General features: G+C 37.3%; 19 protein-coding genes. 17 read left to right on the top strand and 2 right to left on the bottom strand.

The features are described from left to right. Window positions 1-26 precede the first annotated feature (26 nt). The 6 genes from arsA (at window position 27) to C5Z26_RS11270 (ending at window position 6419) form a co-directional block, all read left to right on the top strand. Window positions 27-1757 carry an arsenical pump-driving ATPase gene (arsA, locus tag C5Z26_RS11240; protein ID WP_010579434.1) on the top strand — a complete coding sequence of 577 codons (1731 nt, stop codon included), beginning with the start codon at window positions 27-29 and terminating at the stop codon, window positions 1755-1757. Window positions 1758-1832: 75 nt separating this feature from the next. After that, window positions 1833-3128, top strand: a complete 1296-nt coding sequence (locus tag C5Z26_RS11245; RefSeq protein ID WP_105450032.1) for an arsenic transporter — start codon at window positions 1833-1835, stop codon at window positions 3126-3128. A gap of 338 nt (window positions 3129-3466) precedes the next feature. After that, window positions 3467-3796, top strand: coding sequence for an arsenite efflux transporter metallochaperone ArsD (arsD, locus tag C5Z26_RS11255; protein WP_010579431.1), 330 nt, complete (start codon window positions 3467-3469; stop codon window positions 3794-3796). A 23-nt stretch (window positions 3797-3819) separates the two neighbouring features. Continuing rightward, window positions 3820-5220: an FAD-dependent oxidoreductase gene (locus C5Z26_RS11260; protein WP_010579430.1), complete on the top strand. Its 1401-nt coding sequence runs from the start codon at window positions 3820-3822 to the stop codon at window positions 5218-5220. A gap of 202 nt (window positions 5221-5422) precedes the next feature. Beyond that, complete coding sequence (locus tag C5Z26_RS11265) at window positions 5423-5779, top strand: ArsR/SmtB family transcription factor (protein ID WP_010579429.1); 357 nt, start codon at window positions 5423-5425, stop codon at window positions 5777-5779. 25 nt (window positions 5780-5804) lie between these two features. Then, on the top strand, window positions 5805-6419 hold the full coding sequence (locus C5Z26_RS11270; protein ID WP_010579428.1) for a CadD family cadmium resistance transporter: 615 nt from the start codon (window positions 5805-5807) through the stop codon (window positions 6417-6419). A 653-nt stretch (window positions 6420-7072) separates the two neighbouring features. On the opposite strand, the gene C5Z26_RS11275 is transcribed toward C5Z26_RS11270, so the two are convergent. Both C5Z26_RS11275 and C5Z26_RS11280 read right to left on the bottom strand, forming a co-directional pair. Continuing rightward, window positions 7073-7273 (bottom strand): helix-turn-helix domain-containing protein, encoded by a 201-nt coding sequence (locus tag C5Z26_RS11275; protein WP_010579427.1) that lies wholly within the window; start codon window positions 7271-7273, stop codon window positions 7073-7075. A gap of 78 nt (window positions 7274-7351) precedes the next feature. After that, complete coding sequence (locus C5Z26_RS11280) at window positions 7352-7744, bottom strand: sigma factor-like helix-turn-helix DNA-binding protein (RefSeq protein ID WP_010579426.1); 393 nt, start codon at window positions 7742-7744, stop codon at window positions 7352-7354. A gap of 386 nt (window positions 7745-8130) precedes the next feature. Between C5Z26_RS11280 and C5Z26_RS11285 the strand changes: the two genes are divergently transcribed. The 11 genes from C5Z26_RS11285 to C5Z26_RS11335 all read left to right on the top strand — a co-directional run bounded on the left by C5Z26_RS11285 (window position 8131) and on the right by C5Z26_RS11335 (window position 17306). Further along, a complete protein-coding gene (locus tag C5Z26_RS11285; RefSeq protein ID WP_041094431.1) occupies window positions 8131-8601 on the top strand; it encodes a hypothetical protein in 471 nt (156 codons plus the stop codon). Window positions 8602-8678: 77 nt separating this feature from the next. Next, window positions 8679-9050: a BlaI/MecI/CopY family transcriptional regulator gene (locus C5Z26_RS11290; RefSeq protein WP_041094429.1), complete on the top strand. Its 372-nt coding sequence runs from the start codon at window positions 8679-8681 to the stop codon at window positions 9048-9050. After that, window positions 9037-9288 (top strand): heavy-metal-associated domain-containing protein, encoded by a 252-nt coding sequence (locus tag C5Z26_RS11295; RefSeq protein ID WP_041094427.1) that lies wholly within the window; start codon window positions 9037-9039, stop codon window positions 9286-9288. Before C5Z26_RS11290 ends, C5Z26_RS11295 begins: the two co-directional genes overlap by 14 nt. Further along, window positions 9248-11335, top strand: a complete 2088-nt coding sequence (locus C5Z26_RS11300; protein ID WP_041094425.1) for a heavy metal translocating P-type ATPase — start codon at window positions 9248-9250, stop codon at window positions 11333-11335. The genes C5Z26_RS11295 and C5Z26_RS11300 overlap by 41 nt, the downstream gene beginning before the upstream one ends. 18 nt (window positions 11336-11353) lie before the next feature. Beyond that, the gene (locus tag C5Z26_RS11305; protein ID WP_057736512.1) at window positions 11354-12805 is read left to right on the top strand and encodes a multicopper oxidase family protein; all 1452 of its coding nucleotides are present in this window, start codon (window positions 11354-11356) and stop codon (window positions 12803-12805) included. A 223-nt stretch (window positions 12806-13028) separates the two neighbouring features. After that, window positions 13029-13721: a response regulator transcription factor gene (locus C5Z26_RS11310; RefSeq protein WP_041094421.1), complete on the top strand. Its 693-nt coding sequence runs from the start codon at window positions 13029-13031 to the stop codon at window positions 13719-13721. Beyond that, complete coding sequence (locus tag C5Z26_RS11315; protein ID WP_225423649.1) at window positions 13718-15073, top strand: sensor histidine kinase; 1356 nt, start codon at window positions 13718-13720, stop codon at window positions 15071-15073. Before C5Z26_RS11310 ends, C5Z26_RS11315 begins: the two co-directional genes overlap by 4 nt. 14 nt (window positions 15074-15087) lie before the next feature. Further along, window positions 15088-15891 carry a prolipoprotein diacylglyceryl transferase gene (lgt, locus tag C5Z26_RS11320; protein ID WP_041094419.1) on the top strand — a complete coding sequence of 268 codons (804 nt, stop codon included), beginning with the start codon at window positions 15088-15090 and terminating at the stop codon, window positions 15889-15891. A gap of 30 nt (window positions 15892-15921) precedes the next feature. Continuing rightward, window positions 15922-16329 (top strand): ArsC/Spx/MgsR family protein, encoded by a 408-nt coding sequence (locus C5Z26_RS11325; protein WP_057736513.1) that lies wholly within the window; start codon window positions 15922-15924, stop codon window positions 16327-16329. A 151-nt stretch (window positions 16330-16480) separates the two neighbouring features. Further along, window positions 16481-16903, top strand: a complete 423-nt coding sequence (locus C5Z26_RS11330; protein ID WP_191983296.1) for a CopY/TcrY family copper transport repressor — start codon at window positions 16481-16483, stop codon at window positions 16901-16903. Between the two features lie 31 nt (window positions 16904-16934). Further along, window positions 16935-17306: a cupredoxin domain-containing protein gene (locus C5Z26_RS11335; RefSeq protein ID WP_105450033.1), complete on the top strand. Its 372-nt coding sequence runs from the start codon at window positions 16935-16937 to the stop codon at window positions 17304-17306. Window position 17307 lies beyond the last annotated feature (1 nt).

Genomic DNA, 17307 nt, shown 5'->3' on the forward strand with positions numbered 1-17307 from the left:
TGATTATCTATGTTAGGAGAATATATATGCGCGAATATCAACCACAAAATGCTAATTTAACTCATTATTTATTTTTCACTGGTAAAGGGGGCGTCGGTAAGACCACAACGGCTAGTGCCACCGCCATCAATCTAGCTGATAGCGGTCAGCAAGTGATGCTGGTCTCCACTGATCCAGCTAGTAATTTACAGGATGTATTTGATACTGATTTGACCAATAAACCCAAGGCAATCACCGGTGTGCCCGGTCTATTTGCCGCTAACTTTGATCCGGTGACTGCTGCCGGTGAATATCGGGAAAGCGTCGTTGGTCCTTACCGCGGCGTGTTACCGGATGCAGCAGTCAAAAATATGGAGGAACAGTTGTCTGGTTCATGTACGGTCGAGATCGCATCGTTTAATGAATTCGCTAAATTTTTAACTGATCCCGCTGTCGATCAGCGCTTTGATTATATTATTTTTGATACAGCGCCGACTGGTCATGCGTTGCGTATGCTGCAATTGCCCTCAGCTTGGAATAATTACTTGGCGGAAAATGATCGTGGGGCTTCATGCTTAGGCCAACTAGCCGGGATGGGCGACAAAAAAGCAATTTACGCCAAGGCTGTGGCTACTTTAAGTAATGGCGAATTGACCACCTTAATGTTAGTCACGCGTCCCCAAAAAGCATCATTACTGGAAGCGGCGCGGGCAGCCCAAGAATTAGCTGATATTGGCATGCAAAATCAACAATTAATTATTAATGGAACGTTGAAAACACCGACTGATCGTGCTTCCCATGCTATTTTTGAGCAGCAGCAGACTGATTTGCAACAGATGCCAGCAACATTACAGGCGTTGCCCCAAGCAGAAGTACCGTTACGAGCGTACAATGTTACTGGCCTAGATAAGTTAAGATTAGTTTTACAACCGGAACAACCAAGTTTAGCAACTTATCCGGCAATTACCAATCACTATCCTAATTTAGATACCATTGTTGCTGATTTAATTAAGACTAACAAAAAAATTATTTTCACCATGGGTAAAGGCGGCGTAGGTAAAACTACGGTGGCCGTGCAGATCACTAAAAAGCTGGTGGCCCAGCATAAAACCGTTCATTTAGCCACCACTGATCCGGCTGATCATCTTGATTTCTTTAACACAGATGATCCTGCAATCACCATCAGTCATATTGATGAACAGCAGGTACTTAAGGACTATCAAAATGAAGTGCTGACGACGGCGCGTCAAACCATGAAATCGGCCGATGTTGACTATGTGGCTGAGGATCTACGCTCACCATGTACGCAAGAAATTGCCGTTTTCCGCGCTTTTGCTAACATTGTCGCCCAAAATGATAGTGATGTTGTAGTCATCGATACGGCGCCAACCGGCCATACGCTACTGCTACTGGATTCGACTCAAAGCTATGCCAAAGAAGTCAAACGCACTGCCGGTGATGTGCCTCAAGCAATCGTTGATCTGTTACCGCGGCTACAAGATCCAGCGCAGACTGAAATTGTAATGGTGACTTTACCGGAAACAACGCCAGTTTATGAGTCGATGCGCTTGAATGATGATCTAGATCGGGCCCAAATTGCGCACACCTGGTGGTTGGTCAATCAAAGTATGCTGGCAACGGAAACAACGCATCCTTGTTTGCAGGCCCGGGCGCAAAATGAAGTTGAATGGATCGAAAAGGTTAAGCAGATTTCCAATGGTCATTTTGCAGTTGAACAATGGCAACCAGATTTTGAGCAGGCGTTATTAACGATTTAGCGTTATTAAAATTTGAAATAAAGGTATCAATTAATCAGGGTAGCAATACCCTGATTTTGGTAGTTGGGAGGAACCATGCAAGTCTTTTTCGCCGTTTTTATATTTTTACTGACATTATTATTTGTTATTTGGCAACCTAAGGGACTATCAATTGGCTGGACTGCGATTGGTGGTGCCGTTCTAGCACTATTATTCCGGGTGGTCACGTTTAAAGATGTTGGCACTGTCACCGGAATCGTTTGGAACGCGACTTTATCTTTCGTCGCAATTATTTTGATCTCACTAATTTTGGATGAGATTGGTTTTTTCGAGTGGGCTGCCTTACATATGGCGCGGCTAGCTAAAGGTAATGGCGTGCGCATGTTCATTCTGATCGCCGTTTTAGGTGCAATTGTCGCCGCCTTATTTGCTAACGATGGTGCAGCGTTGATTTTAACGCCGATCGTCTTGGCAATGGTCCGTGCGTTACATTTCGATGAAAAGCGGGTTTTCCCATTTATCATTGCTAGTGGCTTCATCGCTGATGCAACATCACTACCGTTAGTTGTCAGTAATCTAGTCAATATTGTATCAGCTGATTTCTTTGGTATCACATTTTCGGAGTATGCGCTACGGATGTGGCTACCGGGTCTTTTTTCATTAGTTGCTAGCATCGGTATTTTGTACTTATATTTTCGTAAGGCGTTACCTAAACACTATGATGCCAGCCAAGTTGCTGAACCAAAATCGGCGATCAAGGATCAACGATTATTTAAATTTTCTTGGGTCGTGCTGGCAGCGTTATTGATTGGTTACTTTAGCAGTAGCTTCCTAAATATTCCAGTTTCGATTATTGCTTTGACGATTGCCTTGATCTTTTTGCTAGTCGGTCAGCTAAGTCATCACGTCAATACCAAGGCCGTTATTAAAGGTGCACCGTGGAATATTGTTTTCTTCTCAATTGGAATGTACGTGGTGGTTTATGGCCTACAAAACGTTGGCTTAACGGCATTGCTTGCGGGAATCATTGCTAAAATGGCAACTGGTGGGCGTTTTGTCGCCACCATGGGCATGGGCTATATGGCTGCGTTCTTGTCGTCGGCCATGAATAACATGCCAACTGTGATGATCAATGCTTTATCGATCAAAGGGGCGAATGTCTCTGGCTTAATGCACCAAACCTTAGTTTATGCTAATATTATTGGTTCTGATCTAGGACCAAAAATTACGCCAATCGGTTCATTAGCAACTTTAGTTTGGCTACATGTTCTAGCGCAAAAGGACGTTAAGATTGCTTGGGGCACTTATTTTAAAATTGGTATCACGATCACGATTCCAGTTTTATTCATTACACTATGTGGTTTATGGTTATCGTTAAGTATCTTTGGTTAAGGAAGGATAGCTGATTATGATGCAAACTAAATATGAGCAACAGAATTCATTGGGTAATAGTCTAAACATAATCGATACTTTGGTGAAGCAAGTTGTAAGTGCAGAAATAGAAGCAATTTCTGCGGCGTATCTGATTCAAGCCAATCAATAAATTAATCTGCTTGAATTAAAATATAGCCATGAACTAGTAATTCAACAGAACTTGTCTCAGGTGGAAACGGCCTTTTTGCAAATCAATTAGTTAATTCTAGATAATTTAGCGGTTAGTTATTTTCGTGACTATACTCAAGTGGAGAAAGAGTTTGATCATTTTGACCGCCTGATAGGTGAGGTAAAAGATGATCAAAATAGAGATTTTTGAAGCAGCAATGTGTTGCGCAACTGGTGTTTGTGGGCCAAGTGTTAACAAGAAACTTATTCAAACGACTGCAATTCAGCGTCATGTTAATGCAGACAGCAAAAACAGAATCACACGTAAAAATCTAGCACAAAACCCAGATGCCTTTGTTCATAGTCAACAAGTGCATGACTTATTAGAAAAGTATGGCGTCGCAATTTTACCAATTACTATGGTCAATGGTAAAATCGTTAAACAAAAAGATTATCCAACTTTTCAAGAGTTCTCAGACTACCTACAGCAAGATTTAAGTCGGGCACGTGTTCATTAACCGGAGTGAAAGGAATTAATTAAATGGTACGTGATGCAGAAAAATTATTGATCATCGGTGGTAGTGACGCTGGTATTTCAGCGGCCTTAAAGGCCAAAGAACTTAAACCGCAACTAAGAGTTCAAGTATTATTGGCAGATGAGTACCCTAATTTATCAATTTGTGGATTGCCCTATGCAGTTAGTGGGGAGGTACCCAATTGGCATTCATTAGCTCATCGGGATTTACAAGAATTAACGTCGACTGGCGTTGAGTTTCAAATGAATATGATTGCTAAGAAAATTGATCCGCAGCAACATGAAGTTATCGCGCATTCGTTTGCGGGTGAATTACAAATTTATCATTATGATCATTTGGTTGTAGCCACTGGAGCCAAGCCAAAATTATCTGGTATTACAGGGATAGACTTAGCGCGTACACAACAGCAGAATAGTAAAGTTCGTGTTTTGCATACGATGGCAGATTATTTTGCGCTTGAAACGAATTTGACTACAAACAGTGTGCAAAATGTGGCTATCGTAGGCTCCGGCTATATTGGGATTGAAATGGCGGAGGCGTTGCAGAAACGTCATTTAAACGTGACTATTTTTCAACGTGGCGCAGAGATACTATCAACGGTCGATGCTGATTTAGGCCAAATCGTTCATCAAAAATTAGTTGCTAATGATGTTCAGGTTGCAACTAACTTAACTGTTTCAGAAATTAATGAAACTGAAACTAAGGTGAAGGTTGTTGGTGTGAATGCGGATCAAAAGATAAATACTTATGATTTTGATTTGGCTTTAGTTGTGGTTGGTGTTCAGCCGAATACTGATTTATTAGTCGCAGCTGGTTCCGAAACTGGAATTGCTGGTGCCGTCAAGGTTGATCAATATATGCAAACTACGTTACCAGATATATGGGCGGCCGGTGATTTAGTTGAAACAAAACATCATTTGTTAGGGAAGGCTTACTTACCGCTGGGCACAACGGCACACAAACAAGGGCGAACTGCCGGGTTCAATGTTGCTGGTGTTCCACGTACCTTTAAGGGTAGCATTGGGACTCAAGTGCTAAAGGTATTTGATCTAGTAGTTGCGCGGACTGGATTATTAGCAAAGGAGGCCATACAGGCAGATTTTGCGCCATTTACTGTAACAACCGACGTCGATGATCATAAAGCGTATTTTCCGGGTGCACATAAGATTAAGATCAGGATTACCGGTGATCAACATACCGGCCGACTTTTAGGCGTACAGGTAATTGGTTATTACGGTAGTGAAGTTGCCAAACGTTGTGATATTTTTGCAGTGGCAATTTTTAATAATATGACGGTGGCGGAAATTAGTGATTTAGATTTATCCTATTCACCACCAGTTGGCTCACCTTGGGATGCAGTACAGATTGCGACTCAGAATTGGGAGCAACAAAGTTTGAAATATTAATTATTTATTTAAAATATTCCAACATCCAGTTGAAGCTTATATTTTAAGCGTCAACTGGATGTTGGCGTTTTATAACCTAGTTATTTTTGTGATGGAGTTTCAATTACTAATATTAAGTGTAAAATATGGTTCACCATTAAACTATTACATGATATAATGTAATAGTTGGTCGTCACATAATTGTATTACAAGGAGGATACGCATGATAAAAGTAGACTGTTGTCCGGATAAACCAGAATTAGCTAGCCGTGATTTACTGAGTGAAGAGAACGCAAGTGAGATCGTCTTACTTTTTAAAGTTCTATCCAATGATACAAGATTAAGAATTTTACATTGTTTAACGCGCGAGCCTAAAATATCAGTTGGCAAGATTGCGGCTAGGCTTAATATGAAAACTGCAGCTATTTCTAACCAGTTGCAGCGATTAGTTGATCAAAAAATTGTGAAAACTGAACGTGATGGAAATTTCATCAACTATGAAATTATTGATGAATGTACTGCTATTCTATTAGAACGTGCTTGGTGTTTAGCAGAAGACACAGGTAAAATTACGGGTTAATAAATATGTGAAATGGGATGTTGCTATGATTAAAACCATTATAACTGGTATTGTGCTATACGCCTCCACCGCGATTGATTTATTAGTTATTCTGATGTTATTATTTTCAAAATATCGGTCAACAAAACATAAGCAACAAATTTATATTGGTCAATTTTTAGGTTCATACACATTGATAGCAATCAGTCTTTTTTTTGCGTTAGTACTTCACTATGTGCCTGCTAAGTGGATTCTTGGATTTTTAGGTTTAATACCGATTGGCTTTGGGATTAAATATATCCTGAGTGACGAAGATGAAGCCGCTGAGGTTGATGAAAAAATCGAACAGCGAAAAGACAAAAATTTGATCGCAACGGTTGCTTTAATCACCGTTGCATCTTGTGGCTCTGATAACATTGGACTTTTTGTGCCTTACTTTGTATCGTTAACAATCGAACAACTAATAACGACGTTTATTGTTTTTACATTCTGTATCTTCATACTTGTCTATTTGGGTGATAAATTTTCGCGTGTGAAGATTGTTAAGAAATTGTTAGATAAATTTGGTAATTGGATTATGGCAATTATTTATATTGGATTAGGCATGATGATTATTTTAGAGAGTGACACAATTTCACATCTTATTAAAATACTTTTTTGAAAAAATAGGATATCTTTTTTGTTTATATAGAGGTGTTATAGTGGCATCAGAGAATTGGTTACTTGCAAAAAAAATTGTTTCGAATTACGGGTGTGGATTTGAAACATATTATAATATGAAAGTGAACGACGATCTTAGCTTAGCGTGATATTCTACGTAAAACTGAGACTTTTTGTTATTTAGGGGGCGGTAGGAGAAACATTTTGTTTTGTCTGGATTGATGGCGTACACGAGACAATTTTAGTTTTGACCATACAAGAAAGCTGTTATCACGAAAGAAGAGACAATTATGGTCAGAATTAAATAAGGAACGATATTATTGGTGATTAAAAACTTAGTTTGATGACTAATACTGATCCAACTACATTATCAGATATGAATACAAGTAGTTTCATGATAGACACTATGTTTCAACGACTTTTGAAAGAAGGTTCAGAGCTTTCTAACAATTTCATGGATGTCCCAGATTTAAAAGCGGATACGAGTCGTATGTTATTCAGTGTGAAAAAATGAAAACAGCTGTTTGTCCAGATTAGTGGTTCAAAACAGTAATTCTGTTCGTTGCGCATACAAAAAAGATCCGTTGACTCCGCTACACAAGAATAATTAAAAAAGCAAATTAATCGAAAAAAAGATTAATTTACTTTCAGTGATTACTCTAGATAGCGTTCTAAATTGAATTTATGAACAGTGTGGATAAAGTGTTCGTTTAATATTTGGTAACGATCCTCGTCAAAATATGAATGGCCCCAAGTAGTGATGTTGATAATTAATGGCTGAAATTCTTTAATAAGCTTTGCCATGGCAATTGGATCACCTTGTTGAGCTGCACAAATCGTTTCGGTATAATTCATCGCTATTCTCCTCGTAAAGTTAGATTTGGGTCGTCTAATTCTTATGGAGGAGGGGGTGAACGAATCTTGATGACTAAATTAGTCGAAGAAAGTAGCAGCAATTTTGCTTAAGACCTTGCGATGCTGTTTAGAAATCGCTTGACTACTAACGTGCAAGATTTGTCCGATAGCTTTATCCGAAAGCTGCTCAACATATTTATAATAGAGTAATTTCTTTTGTGGATCGGTCAATCTGGCTATTGAAATAACCAGCCTTTCATTGATGAAATACTCTTCAAGGTGTGCTGCTTGTTCCGCTTTAATTAATTTAACGCCCGGTAGCATCTCATCAATCAGGTATTCCAGCGTTTCCTCATTTAGTGGAACTTCAGGAACTTTGTGCTGCTCCTCCACATAAAGTGAGCGAGTCTTGTTTACCAGTGATAGCTTGGCATAATGCGAAAATGCTTGTTTGACATCTTGATCAGACATAACAAATCCTCCTTTTACCAAACAAATACTAAAAATTGTTGCAAAATGAAACCGTTTTATAAACTTGTATAAATAGATTATAAAATAAAGTCAGTCAATAATCTCAATAAATATTTTAGTTTGTCGAGGAAGTAAAAAAAATAAGTTCTAGGTGCATGTTTGTGACAAATTGTAAATAATCATTTTTGTGTTGGATAGTTCTGTTGCTTTATTTCAATTGATTAAATATAGGTGTTCAGGAAAAGACTTCATTAAAAATATTTGTATGAATAGGTTTCAATACAATAAGTTCATTGATTTAAAAAAAGTTGAACTAAAATGCTAAACCAACAAATTAACTCCATAAATACAATCTACAATGAATATAGAAAGTGAGGTTTTTAATTTTGATTATTATAGCATTAATGGTTTTAGCGCTTATATCATTGGCTGTGTTTCATGTATGGCAAGAATCACGACTTTTATGGAAATCCAATTATATGGTAACTGTTGCTATAAGTAATATTTTATTTTTAGTTCTTGCTTTTATTATGTGGATTCCGGCTAGAAATAATATTTTGCTCAGTGCATTGTTGGCCATTTTAATACTTCTTGGACTTATGTCGGGGGTTAGTGGCGTCGCTAAGGATGGATTTATGATATCGGGTCTGTTGCCAACTTTAATTGACTTTAAGGACATTCAACAAATAAGTATGATGAACAAACAAATTGCACCCGATAAAACAGTTTTAGTGATCACGGGTCAGTCAAAACGGAACAAACGGTTTAGTTTTATCTTCAAAAGTAATTCAGTTGAAGTACAGAACTTTGTCAATAAACACATTGCTGATCATGCTTCTGTTCAGAGTCATGAATAATTTTTTTTGCGTTTTCGTTTACAAATGTAATCATAAATGCTATGTTACAGATGTAGTCATCAGTAGAGGTGATGGTTTTGTTAAATCGCGAAGTTTGTTGTGTGACCAATGCTGAATATGAAGTCCTGCGAATTATTTGGCACTATCCGGGAATTTCAACCAAAGATATTTGTAAGGAAATAAAAAAGCGAAAGAATTGGCAACTTAGTACTATAAAGACATTATTATTACGACTTGAAAATAAGACTTTGATTGTTAAGAATACCTACTATCATCAGGCTCATTATTATGCCCAATATAGTGAATCAATAGTCGTCTCTGCCTTTATCAAAAGGTTGCTTTCTAGGCGAGAAACCTTGTCACAAGAAGAATTCTTAGAACTTGTGGAAAATAATCTCCAAAATAACTCCAGTGACATTGGTGGGCTGAAAATAAATGAAAAAACTTAAACTTACCCTTGATAAAATGTGCTGTGAAAATGCTGTAAAAAGAATTTTTTTTGAGTTACATTCAATTAATGGAGTAGAGGAGACCCATTTTGATTTGGCGAGTCGTTCAGTGTTGATTTATCTTCAAGCAGGCACTTTACCGGCAATAGAGAGTAAATATCAGGATGAAAATTTGATTAATAAAGGATGTAAACAAGATGAAAAACAAAAAAAAGAAACAACAAAATCATGGAGATAATGATATGCAATCAATGGATCATACTCATATGAATATGGAATCCAATGGTGGCGACATGATGCAACACGGTGGACAAATGATGCATATGGGGAATATGAAACGTAAATTTTGGGTATCACTGATTTTTTCACTTCCAATCATTGCATTATCACCTATGCTAAAATTCAGCTTTATGCCTAATCTAGTTTTTCCAGGTTCAGAGTGGTTAGTATTGATCTTGGCTACTTTTCTTTATATTTATGGTGGTGCACCATTCATTAAAGGTGCAAAAGCCGAATTAAAGGAAAGAAAACCAGAAATGATGACGCTTGTAGCGTTAGGCATAACTGTCTCCTATTTCTATAGTCTCTATGCTTTCACTATAAATCAATTTTTTGTAGCAGATACCCACGTTATGGATTTCTTTTGGGAGTTAGCTACATTGATCGATATCATGTTGCTAGGTCATTGGATTGAAATGGATGCCGTTATGGCAGCAGGAAATGCACTTGAAAAAATGGCGGCTTTGCTACCTAATACTGCTACTATTGTTGCTGATAACGGTGATCATATTGAAAAACCACTAAATGAAGTTGTGATTGGTGAATCAGTAATTGTTAAGGCAGGTGAGAAAATACCTACTGATGGTATTATTCTTGATGGAAATACAACTGTGAATGAAGCTTTAGTCACCGGTGAATCTAAAGCAGTAACTAAAATGAAAAATGATAAGGTTATTGGTGGATCCACTAACGGCTCTGGTGCCATTATGGTTAAGGTAACTGGAACTGGACAGTCTGGCTATTTAGCACAAGTTATGCAAATGGTAAGTAACGCACAAAAGGAGCAGTCTAAGGCAGAGGGCGTTGCTGATAAAGTTGCAGGACTATTGGTTTACGCAGCAGTTAGTGCTGCTATTCTTACCTTTATTGTGTGGTTATTGGTTTCAGGTGACTTTAATCTGGCATTAGAACGTACCGTTACGGTTCTGGTTATTGCATGCCCACATGCTTTAGGTCTTGCCATTCCGCTAGTAGTTGCGCGTTCAACCTCAATCGGTGCACAAAATGGATTGTTAACTAGAAAACGCCAAGCGTTAGAAGATGCTACTGAGTTAGATGCTATTCTTATGGATAAGACGGGTACTCTGACTGAAGGTAACTTTGCAGTAAATGACTATAAGGCTACAGACACAGCATATTCAAATGAACAAATTCTATCGTTGATGGGTGCACTTGAATCTGGCTCAAGCCATCCATTATCGGTTGGTATCTTGTCAAAATTAAAAGAGCTAAATTTAAAAACTATTAAAGCAAAAAATATTCAAAACCTTCCTGGCGTAGGAATACAAGGCGAAATTAATAAAAAAAATATGACGATTGTTAATGAAAAGTATTTGCGTGAAAATAAAATCAAGTACGACAAAAATACAGCCAGTAAGTTAGCGTCTGCTGGTAACACAGTTAGTTTTCTCCTTGTTGCAAATATTAATGTTGGTTTTGTGGCCCAAGGTGACCAAATTAAACCAGCGTCAATAGCATTGATCAATGGACTTAAAGCACAGCATATTCGTCCAGTTATGTTGACTGGAGATAATCAACAGGTGGCACAGCAAGTGGCTGAACGTCTTGGAATTGATCGACAGGATGTTCATGCCGAATTAAAGCCTGATGATAAGGAGAAGATAGTTAAGCAATATCAAGATAAGGGGTTTAAGGTTGCTATGGTTGGTGACGGTGTTAACGACGCGCCAAGTCTGGTTCGGGCAAATGTTGGGATTGCAATTGGTGCTGGAACCGATGTAGCGGTTGATTCTGCCGATATTGTTTTGGTACGAAGTGATCCGGCTGACATACTGAACTTTCTAAAGTTGGCAAAGCATACGACTAGAAAAATGGTACAAAACTTGTGGTTTGGTGCAGGGTATAACATTTTTGCTATTCCATTAGCTGCCGGAGTATTGGCATTTGCAGGAATTGTATTAAGCCCAGCTTTAGGTGCTGTTCTTATGGGGCTTTCAACTATTATTGTTGCTATCAACGCGCAGACATTACGAATTGGCAAGTAAGTGCGAGGAGGGATTGATGTGCAACGCAAACGGCTTTATTTAATACTCATTGGCTTTATTATTATCGTGATCGGACTCAATGTGTTTTGGTTAATTAAATTTAAGCAATCGCCAGTTAAAGCAGGAATGATGCCAAATACAAGCTCACAAATCACTAATAATAAGGAAAAACAAAGAATATTGAACATTCCTCCTGTATTAAAACCAGATTCAACTGATGCTAACAATGTTTATTACACTTTGCGAGCACAAACAGGTATGACACAGTTAGTATCTGGGGAAAAAACAAAAACGTATGGTTATAATGGCCCATTTCTCGGCCCAACGATTCGAGTTGAAAGAGGGCAGAATATCCATATTCATACTCAAAACCGTTTAAAACAAGCAACTTCTTTTCATTGGCATGGTGCTATTTTAGATGATTCAAGTGATGGTGGTCCACATCAAACAGTTGCAGCAGGACAGAACAAGTTGATAAGTTTTAAAGTTAATCAACCTGCTGCTACGCTCTGGTATCATCCTCATGCTGTTGGTAGTACGGCTAGTCAAGTTTACAATGGACTAGCTGGTTTTTTGTTAGTTGATGACCAAAATAGTCGGCAACTAAAACTACCTAGAAATTATGGCAAAGATGATTTTCCAATTGTAGTACAAGATCGAAGCTTTGATAAAAATAATCAGTTAGATTATAAAAAAATTGTATCTAGTAATGGTACGTTGGGCAATACGTTACTAATAAACGGTACTCAAAATCCATATATCGAAACAACTACTAAATATGTTCGGTTACGCTTATTAAATGGTTCCAATGCTCGTGAATATACCTTTAAATTAGATGATCGTAGTTCCTTTTACCAGATTAGTACTGATGGAGGATTTTTGAAAAAACCGGTCCAAGAAAATAAAATTACGCTTGCACCGGGTGAACGAGCCGAAATCGTTGTTGATTTAGGTCACTATTCACAGGGAAGTCAGGTCAAACTCAAGTCGGCAGACAGCAACATTCTGACGATGAAGGTGAAGAATAATCATGACGGGGAAACAAAATTACCACGACAACTGACTAATCTTCAGACAGTCACTAAGTCAGGACAAAAAGTAACACAAAATATTGCTTTATCGGATATGGGACATATGGTAAGCATCAATAATAGGCAGTTTTCAATGAATCGAATTGATTTGAAAGTAAAGCAAAATACGACGCAGGTTTGGAAGATCCGCAATAAAAATAATATGATGGGTGAAATTCATCCTTTTCATATCCATGGTGTTCAGTTTCGATTATTGAGTATTAATAACAACGCATCACCAAGCAACATGCACGGTTGGAAAGATACGATCATGACAAGACCGGGTAACCAATACAAGATTTTGATTAAATTCACACAAACCGGAGTTTTCATGTATCATTGTCACAATCTTGAACATGAAGAGGCTGGAATGATGGGTCAAATTAGAGTTGTGCCGTAAATATTACTTAATTCGCTTAATGAAATTAAGCCAAGTTTGTCTAATGGTATCAAGCTGTTGCGGTGGAATTAAGCCTAGCATCATGATAAATAGTAACAATGGGCAGAGGATAATCAGAAGAATTGTTGCTAGCATCCACATATTTATTCACTTCTTTTTCTTTTTGATAATTATGCCAGATGTGTATGGAGATTATATGCAAAATATATGGAGGTAGAAAAATTTGACAAAAATTTTAGTTGTTGACGATGAAAAGAAAATTGTAGATATTGTTACCGCCTATCTAATTGCGCAAAAATTTGAAGTTGAAGTAGCCTATTCTGGAACGGAGGCCTTAACAAAGTTTTATAAGGGACAGCCTAATTTAGTAGTGCTTGATCTTATGCTGCCAGATTTGGATGGTAATGAAGTAACTAAAAGAATACGGCAGGATAGTAAAACACCAATAATTATGTTGACTGCCAAATCAAGCGATGAAAGTATTGTTAATGGACTAAAATCTGGAGCAGATGATTATGTGGTTAAACCTTTTAGTCCACGAGTAGTAGTGGAACGGATAAAAACTGTACTGCGACGTGTCACAGAGGAACAAGTAGAAAAAGTACTTTCTTTTAATAAGGGACAGTTAAAAATAAAACTAGAATCTCAGCAAGTTTTTGTTTGCGACGCAGAAATTGCACTCACACATACAGAGTACGATATTCTGTCAACAATGGCGACCTATTATAGACAAATATTCACTCGTGAACAGTTGATTGATTCAACAAGAGGTATTGACTATGACGGATTAGACCGAATGATTGACTCACATATTAAAAATTTAAGGCGGAAAATTGAAGATGATAGTACTAAGCCAGTTTTTATAATAACTGTTCATGGCCGCGGTTATCGTTTTGGTGGGAGTAAAGACGAATGAAGCGGCAGATTCGAACACAGCTAATAATCTCTTTTCTATTTTTGGTGTTGTTGATTGTTGGTTCAATTAGTTTAATGACAGTAAGCCTGGTCAGTGATCATTTTGATAAATATGTGCAACAAAAACATGATACAACGCTCACTGCATATAAAAATGAATTAATGGTTAGTTATCTGACTAGCAATGGTACTTGGAAACAATCTAAAGTTAAAAAGATTGGTGCTAGAGCACTACAGGATGGCCTTATTTTAGTTTTAAAAGACGCTGATAATAAAATCGTATGGGAACCAAGTCAGACCTTGTTACATAAGGCCACTAATGCTAAAAATATCGATAGTATGAATAAAACGACTGAGGCCATCAAGATTAATTCTAAACAAATTGCCCAAGCACAATTCTCACATAATGATGCTTTAGGTTATACACGACATGATGTGGCGTTTATCAATGATTTACGAATTAGTTTGGCCGGTATCTCGGCCTTTGTTTTTTTAGTCGCGATAATTATTGCGGTATGGATAGCCCGTGATCTAAGTAAGCCGTTACGACAAATTGTATCCTTTACTCAAGCGGTTGCATCTGGTGATTATCGAAATCAATTACCACAACAAACCCAAATTGTAGAAATAAACGCGCTAATAAATGTAACTAATGAGCTCTCACGTCAGTTATCCAAGAATCAGGCTCTGAGAGAACGCTTATCTTCCGATATTGCTCATGAATTACGAACGCCTTTAACAACGATCCAAGGTTCGTTAGAGGCGATGATCGATGGTATTTGGCCAATTAGTGAGGCTAGGTTGGTTAGTTTAAATGATGAAGTCATAAGGCTGACCCACTTAATCAATAACATTGAAAATATCGCTTCAATTGAACATAGTGAGGATAAGTTAATTAAGGTTGATACAGATCTTAGTAAATTAATACAACAAGTTTTAAGTAACTTTCAGAGTAACCTTGAAGAGAAAAAAATAACACTTGATTATCATACTGAGAAAGTTATTGCCGTGATAGATCCAGACAAAATAAATCAGGTTATTACAAATTTATTGTCAAACGCCATAAAATTTACACAAACAAGAGGCAAAATAATAATTAAGTTAAAACGAATATCGGATAACATTGTTTTGACTGTAGAAGATAATGGTAGTGGTATTGCGGAAAAAGACGTACCACATATATTTGATCACTTCTATATGGCTGATCCAGCACGAAATCGACAACAAGGTGGGCAAGGAATTGGTTTAGCAATCGTTAAGACAATTGTGGTGGCTCATGGTGGCTCAGTTTCTGTTGATAGTAAATTAGGTATTGGGACGATTTTTACAGTTAAACTACCATTAAATAACTAAGAGGGGATGATTATATGGGGGCATTAAATCCGATTGCGTTTAAACTAGGACCTTTTCTGGTTCATTGGTATGGCATTATTATTGCTAGTGGTGCAGTGCTTGGCGTACTACTTGCAATTAAAGAGACTAAGCAGCAAAAGATTTCTGCGGATGATATTTATGATCTGATACTCTGGGCTTTACCAATTGGCCTGATAGGTGCACGACTTTATTATGTTATTTTTGAATGGTCGTATTATTCGCAACATTTAAATGAGATCATTGCAATTTGGCAAGGCGGAATTGCAATTTATGGCGGTTTGATTGCTGGTGGTATTACATTGATTATCTTCTGCCGGCGACGTGGCCTGTCAATTTGGCAAGTTTTAGATGTTGTTACGCCAGGCATCATGCTAGGACAAGTTATTGGGAGATGGGGGAATTTTATTAATCAGGAAGCTTTTGGTACTGTCGTCTCACGTGGCTTTCTGCAGCAGCTCCATTTACCCAATTTTATCGTACAGCAGATGTATATCGGTGGTGCGTATCATCAACCGACATTTCTATATGAATCGGTATGGAATCTTATTGGATTGATTTTACTTATTAGCTTACGACATAAAAAAGGGCTTTTTAAACGAGGAGAAATTGCGTTAAGCTATGCAATTTGGTATTCGTTTGGTCGATTTTTTGTTGAAGGAATGCGGACTGATAGCCTGTACCTATTTGGACAAGTACGAGTCTCACAATTATTATCATTAGTTATTTTTGTTGTTATGATAATTATCTTCGTTTATCGACGAAAGCAACAAAAGATCTCTAATTATTTAATCAGCTGACCAATATTTGATAGAGGATGATGCTAAATTATGATTAATTTATATTTTCATACCAGTGATCCAGCAAAAAGAAAAATGTTGGATTGGTTTCGTTGTCAAAAAATAGAAACACAAACCAGAAATATTATGCAAAAACGCTTAACAAAATTAGAAATTAGACATTTATTTTTGCTGTCTGATAATGGTAGTGATGATTTAATTGCAACACGTTCAAAGACTGCTCGAGAATATACTTTCGATAATAGTTTAACCTTTGATCAATTAGTTACTATCGTGTATAAGCATCCTAAAATCATGAAAAATCCAATTGCTTTTAATGAGAATAATTTAATTTCTGGATTTAATCTTGAAGATATCGGTGTTTTCATACCACGAATACAGCGTAAACGTGAGCGCTTGTCACTGTTTAGTAAATTATATACCGTGGAGTTTGGTTAAGGAGATTACAACAACAATCAGTTCCGAAAAGAAACTAAAATTTTTTAATTTTTGTGTTTACAAATGTAAACAATAAAGGTATGATACTTTGTGTTTACAAGTGTAAATTAAGCGAGGAGTGGTTAATCTGGATAAAATTAATATAACGTTCATGACACCTTCTGAATGGGAGGTGATGCGCATCATTTGGACTAAGAGAAGTGTAAGCAGCCTTGATGTTATTGAAGTGATGCAGCGAAAACGTGATTGGTCGGAATCTACAATCAAAACTTTACTTGGTCGGTTGACTAAAAAAAATATTTTGGCAACAACTAAAGAAGGTCGTCATTTTAATTATCGACCTACCGTGCCAGAAACAGCCGCAATGGACGAAACTGTGACGGAATTATTTCAACATCTCTGTGATATGAAAAAAGGAGCCGTCATCATTAATCTGTTAGCTAAGTTAAATCTTAGTAAAGGTGATATTGAGCGTATGCAGGCTCAGCTTGATAAAAAACTAAAGGATGCGCCTAGCACAATTAACTGCAACTGTTTGTATAGTGGAAAAAATGATTGTTATATGACTGATTGAAAAATAATTTTTATAAGAGGGAAGTCTGATTATGGATAAAATTTTGGTAACAATAATAGCCGGTCTATTAGTTGGGTTTATTGTCTGGTGGTTCTTCGGCAAACATGTGACTAAGGAGGTTGCAGCTGATGTAACAGGTAATGAACAAGATGTTAGTGTGGTTGTTAATGGCGGTTATACACCTAGTACTGTGGTTTTGAAACGTGGTATTCCCGCCCAAATTACGTTTAACCGTAAAGATCCCTCAAGCTGTTTAGAACAAGTTGTTTTCGAAGACTTCGGCATCAATGATTTTTTGCCACAGAATAAGGATCATGCAATCGACATTGATACAAGTAAACCTGGTGAATACAACTATGCTTGTGGAATGAATATGTTTCATGGAAAAGTGATCGTTAAATAGA

Origin of the sequence: Lactobacillus sp. CBA3606, assembly GCF_002970935.1 — a bacterium.
In the GTDB taxonomy this organism is placed as follows: domain Bacteria; phylum Bacillota; class Bacilli; order Lactobacillales; family Lactobacillaceae; genus Lactiplantibacillus.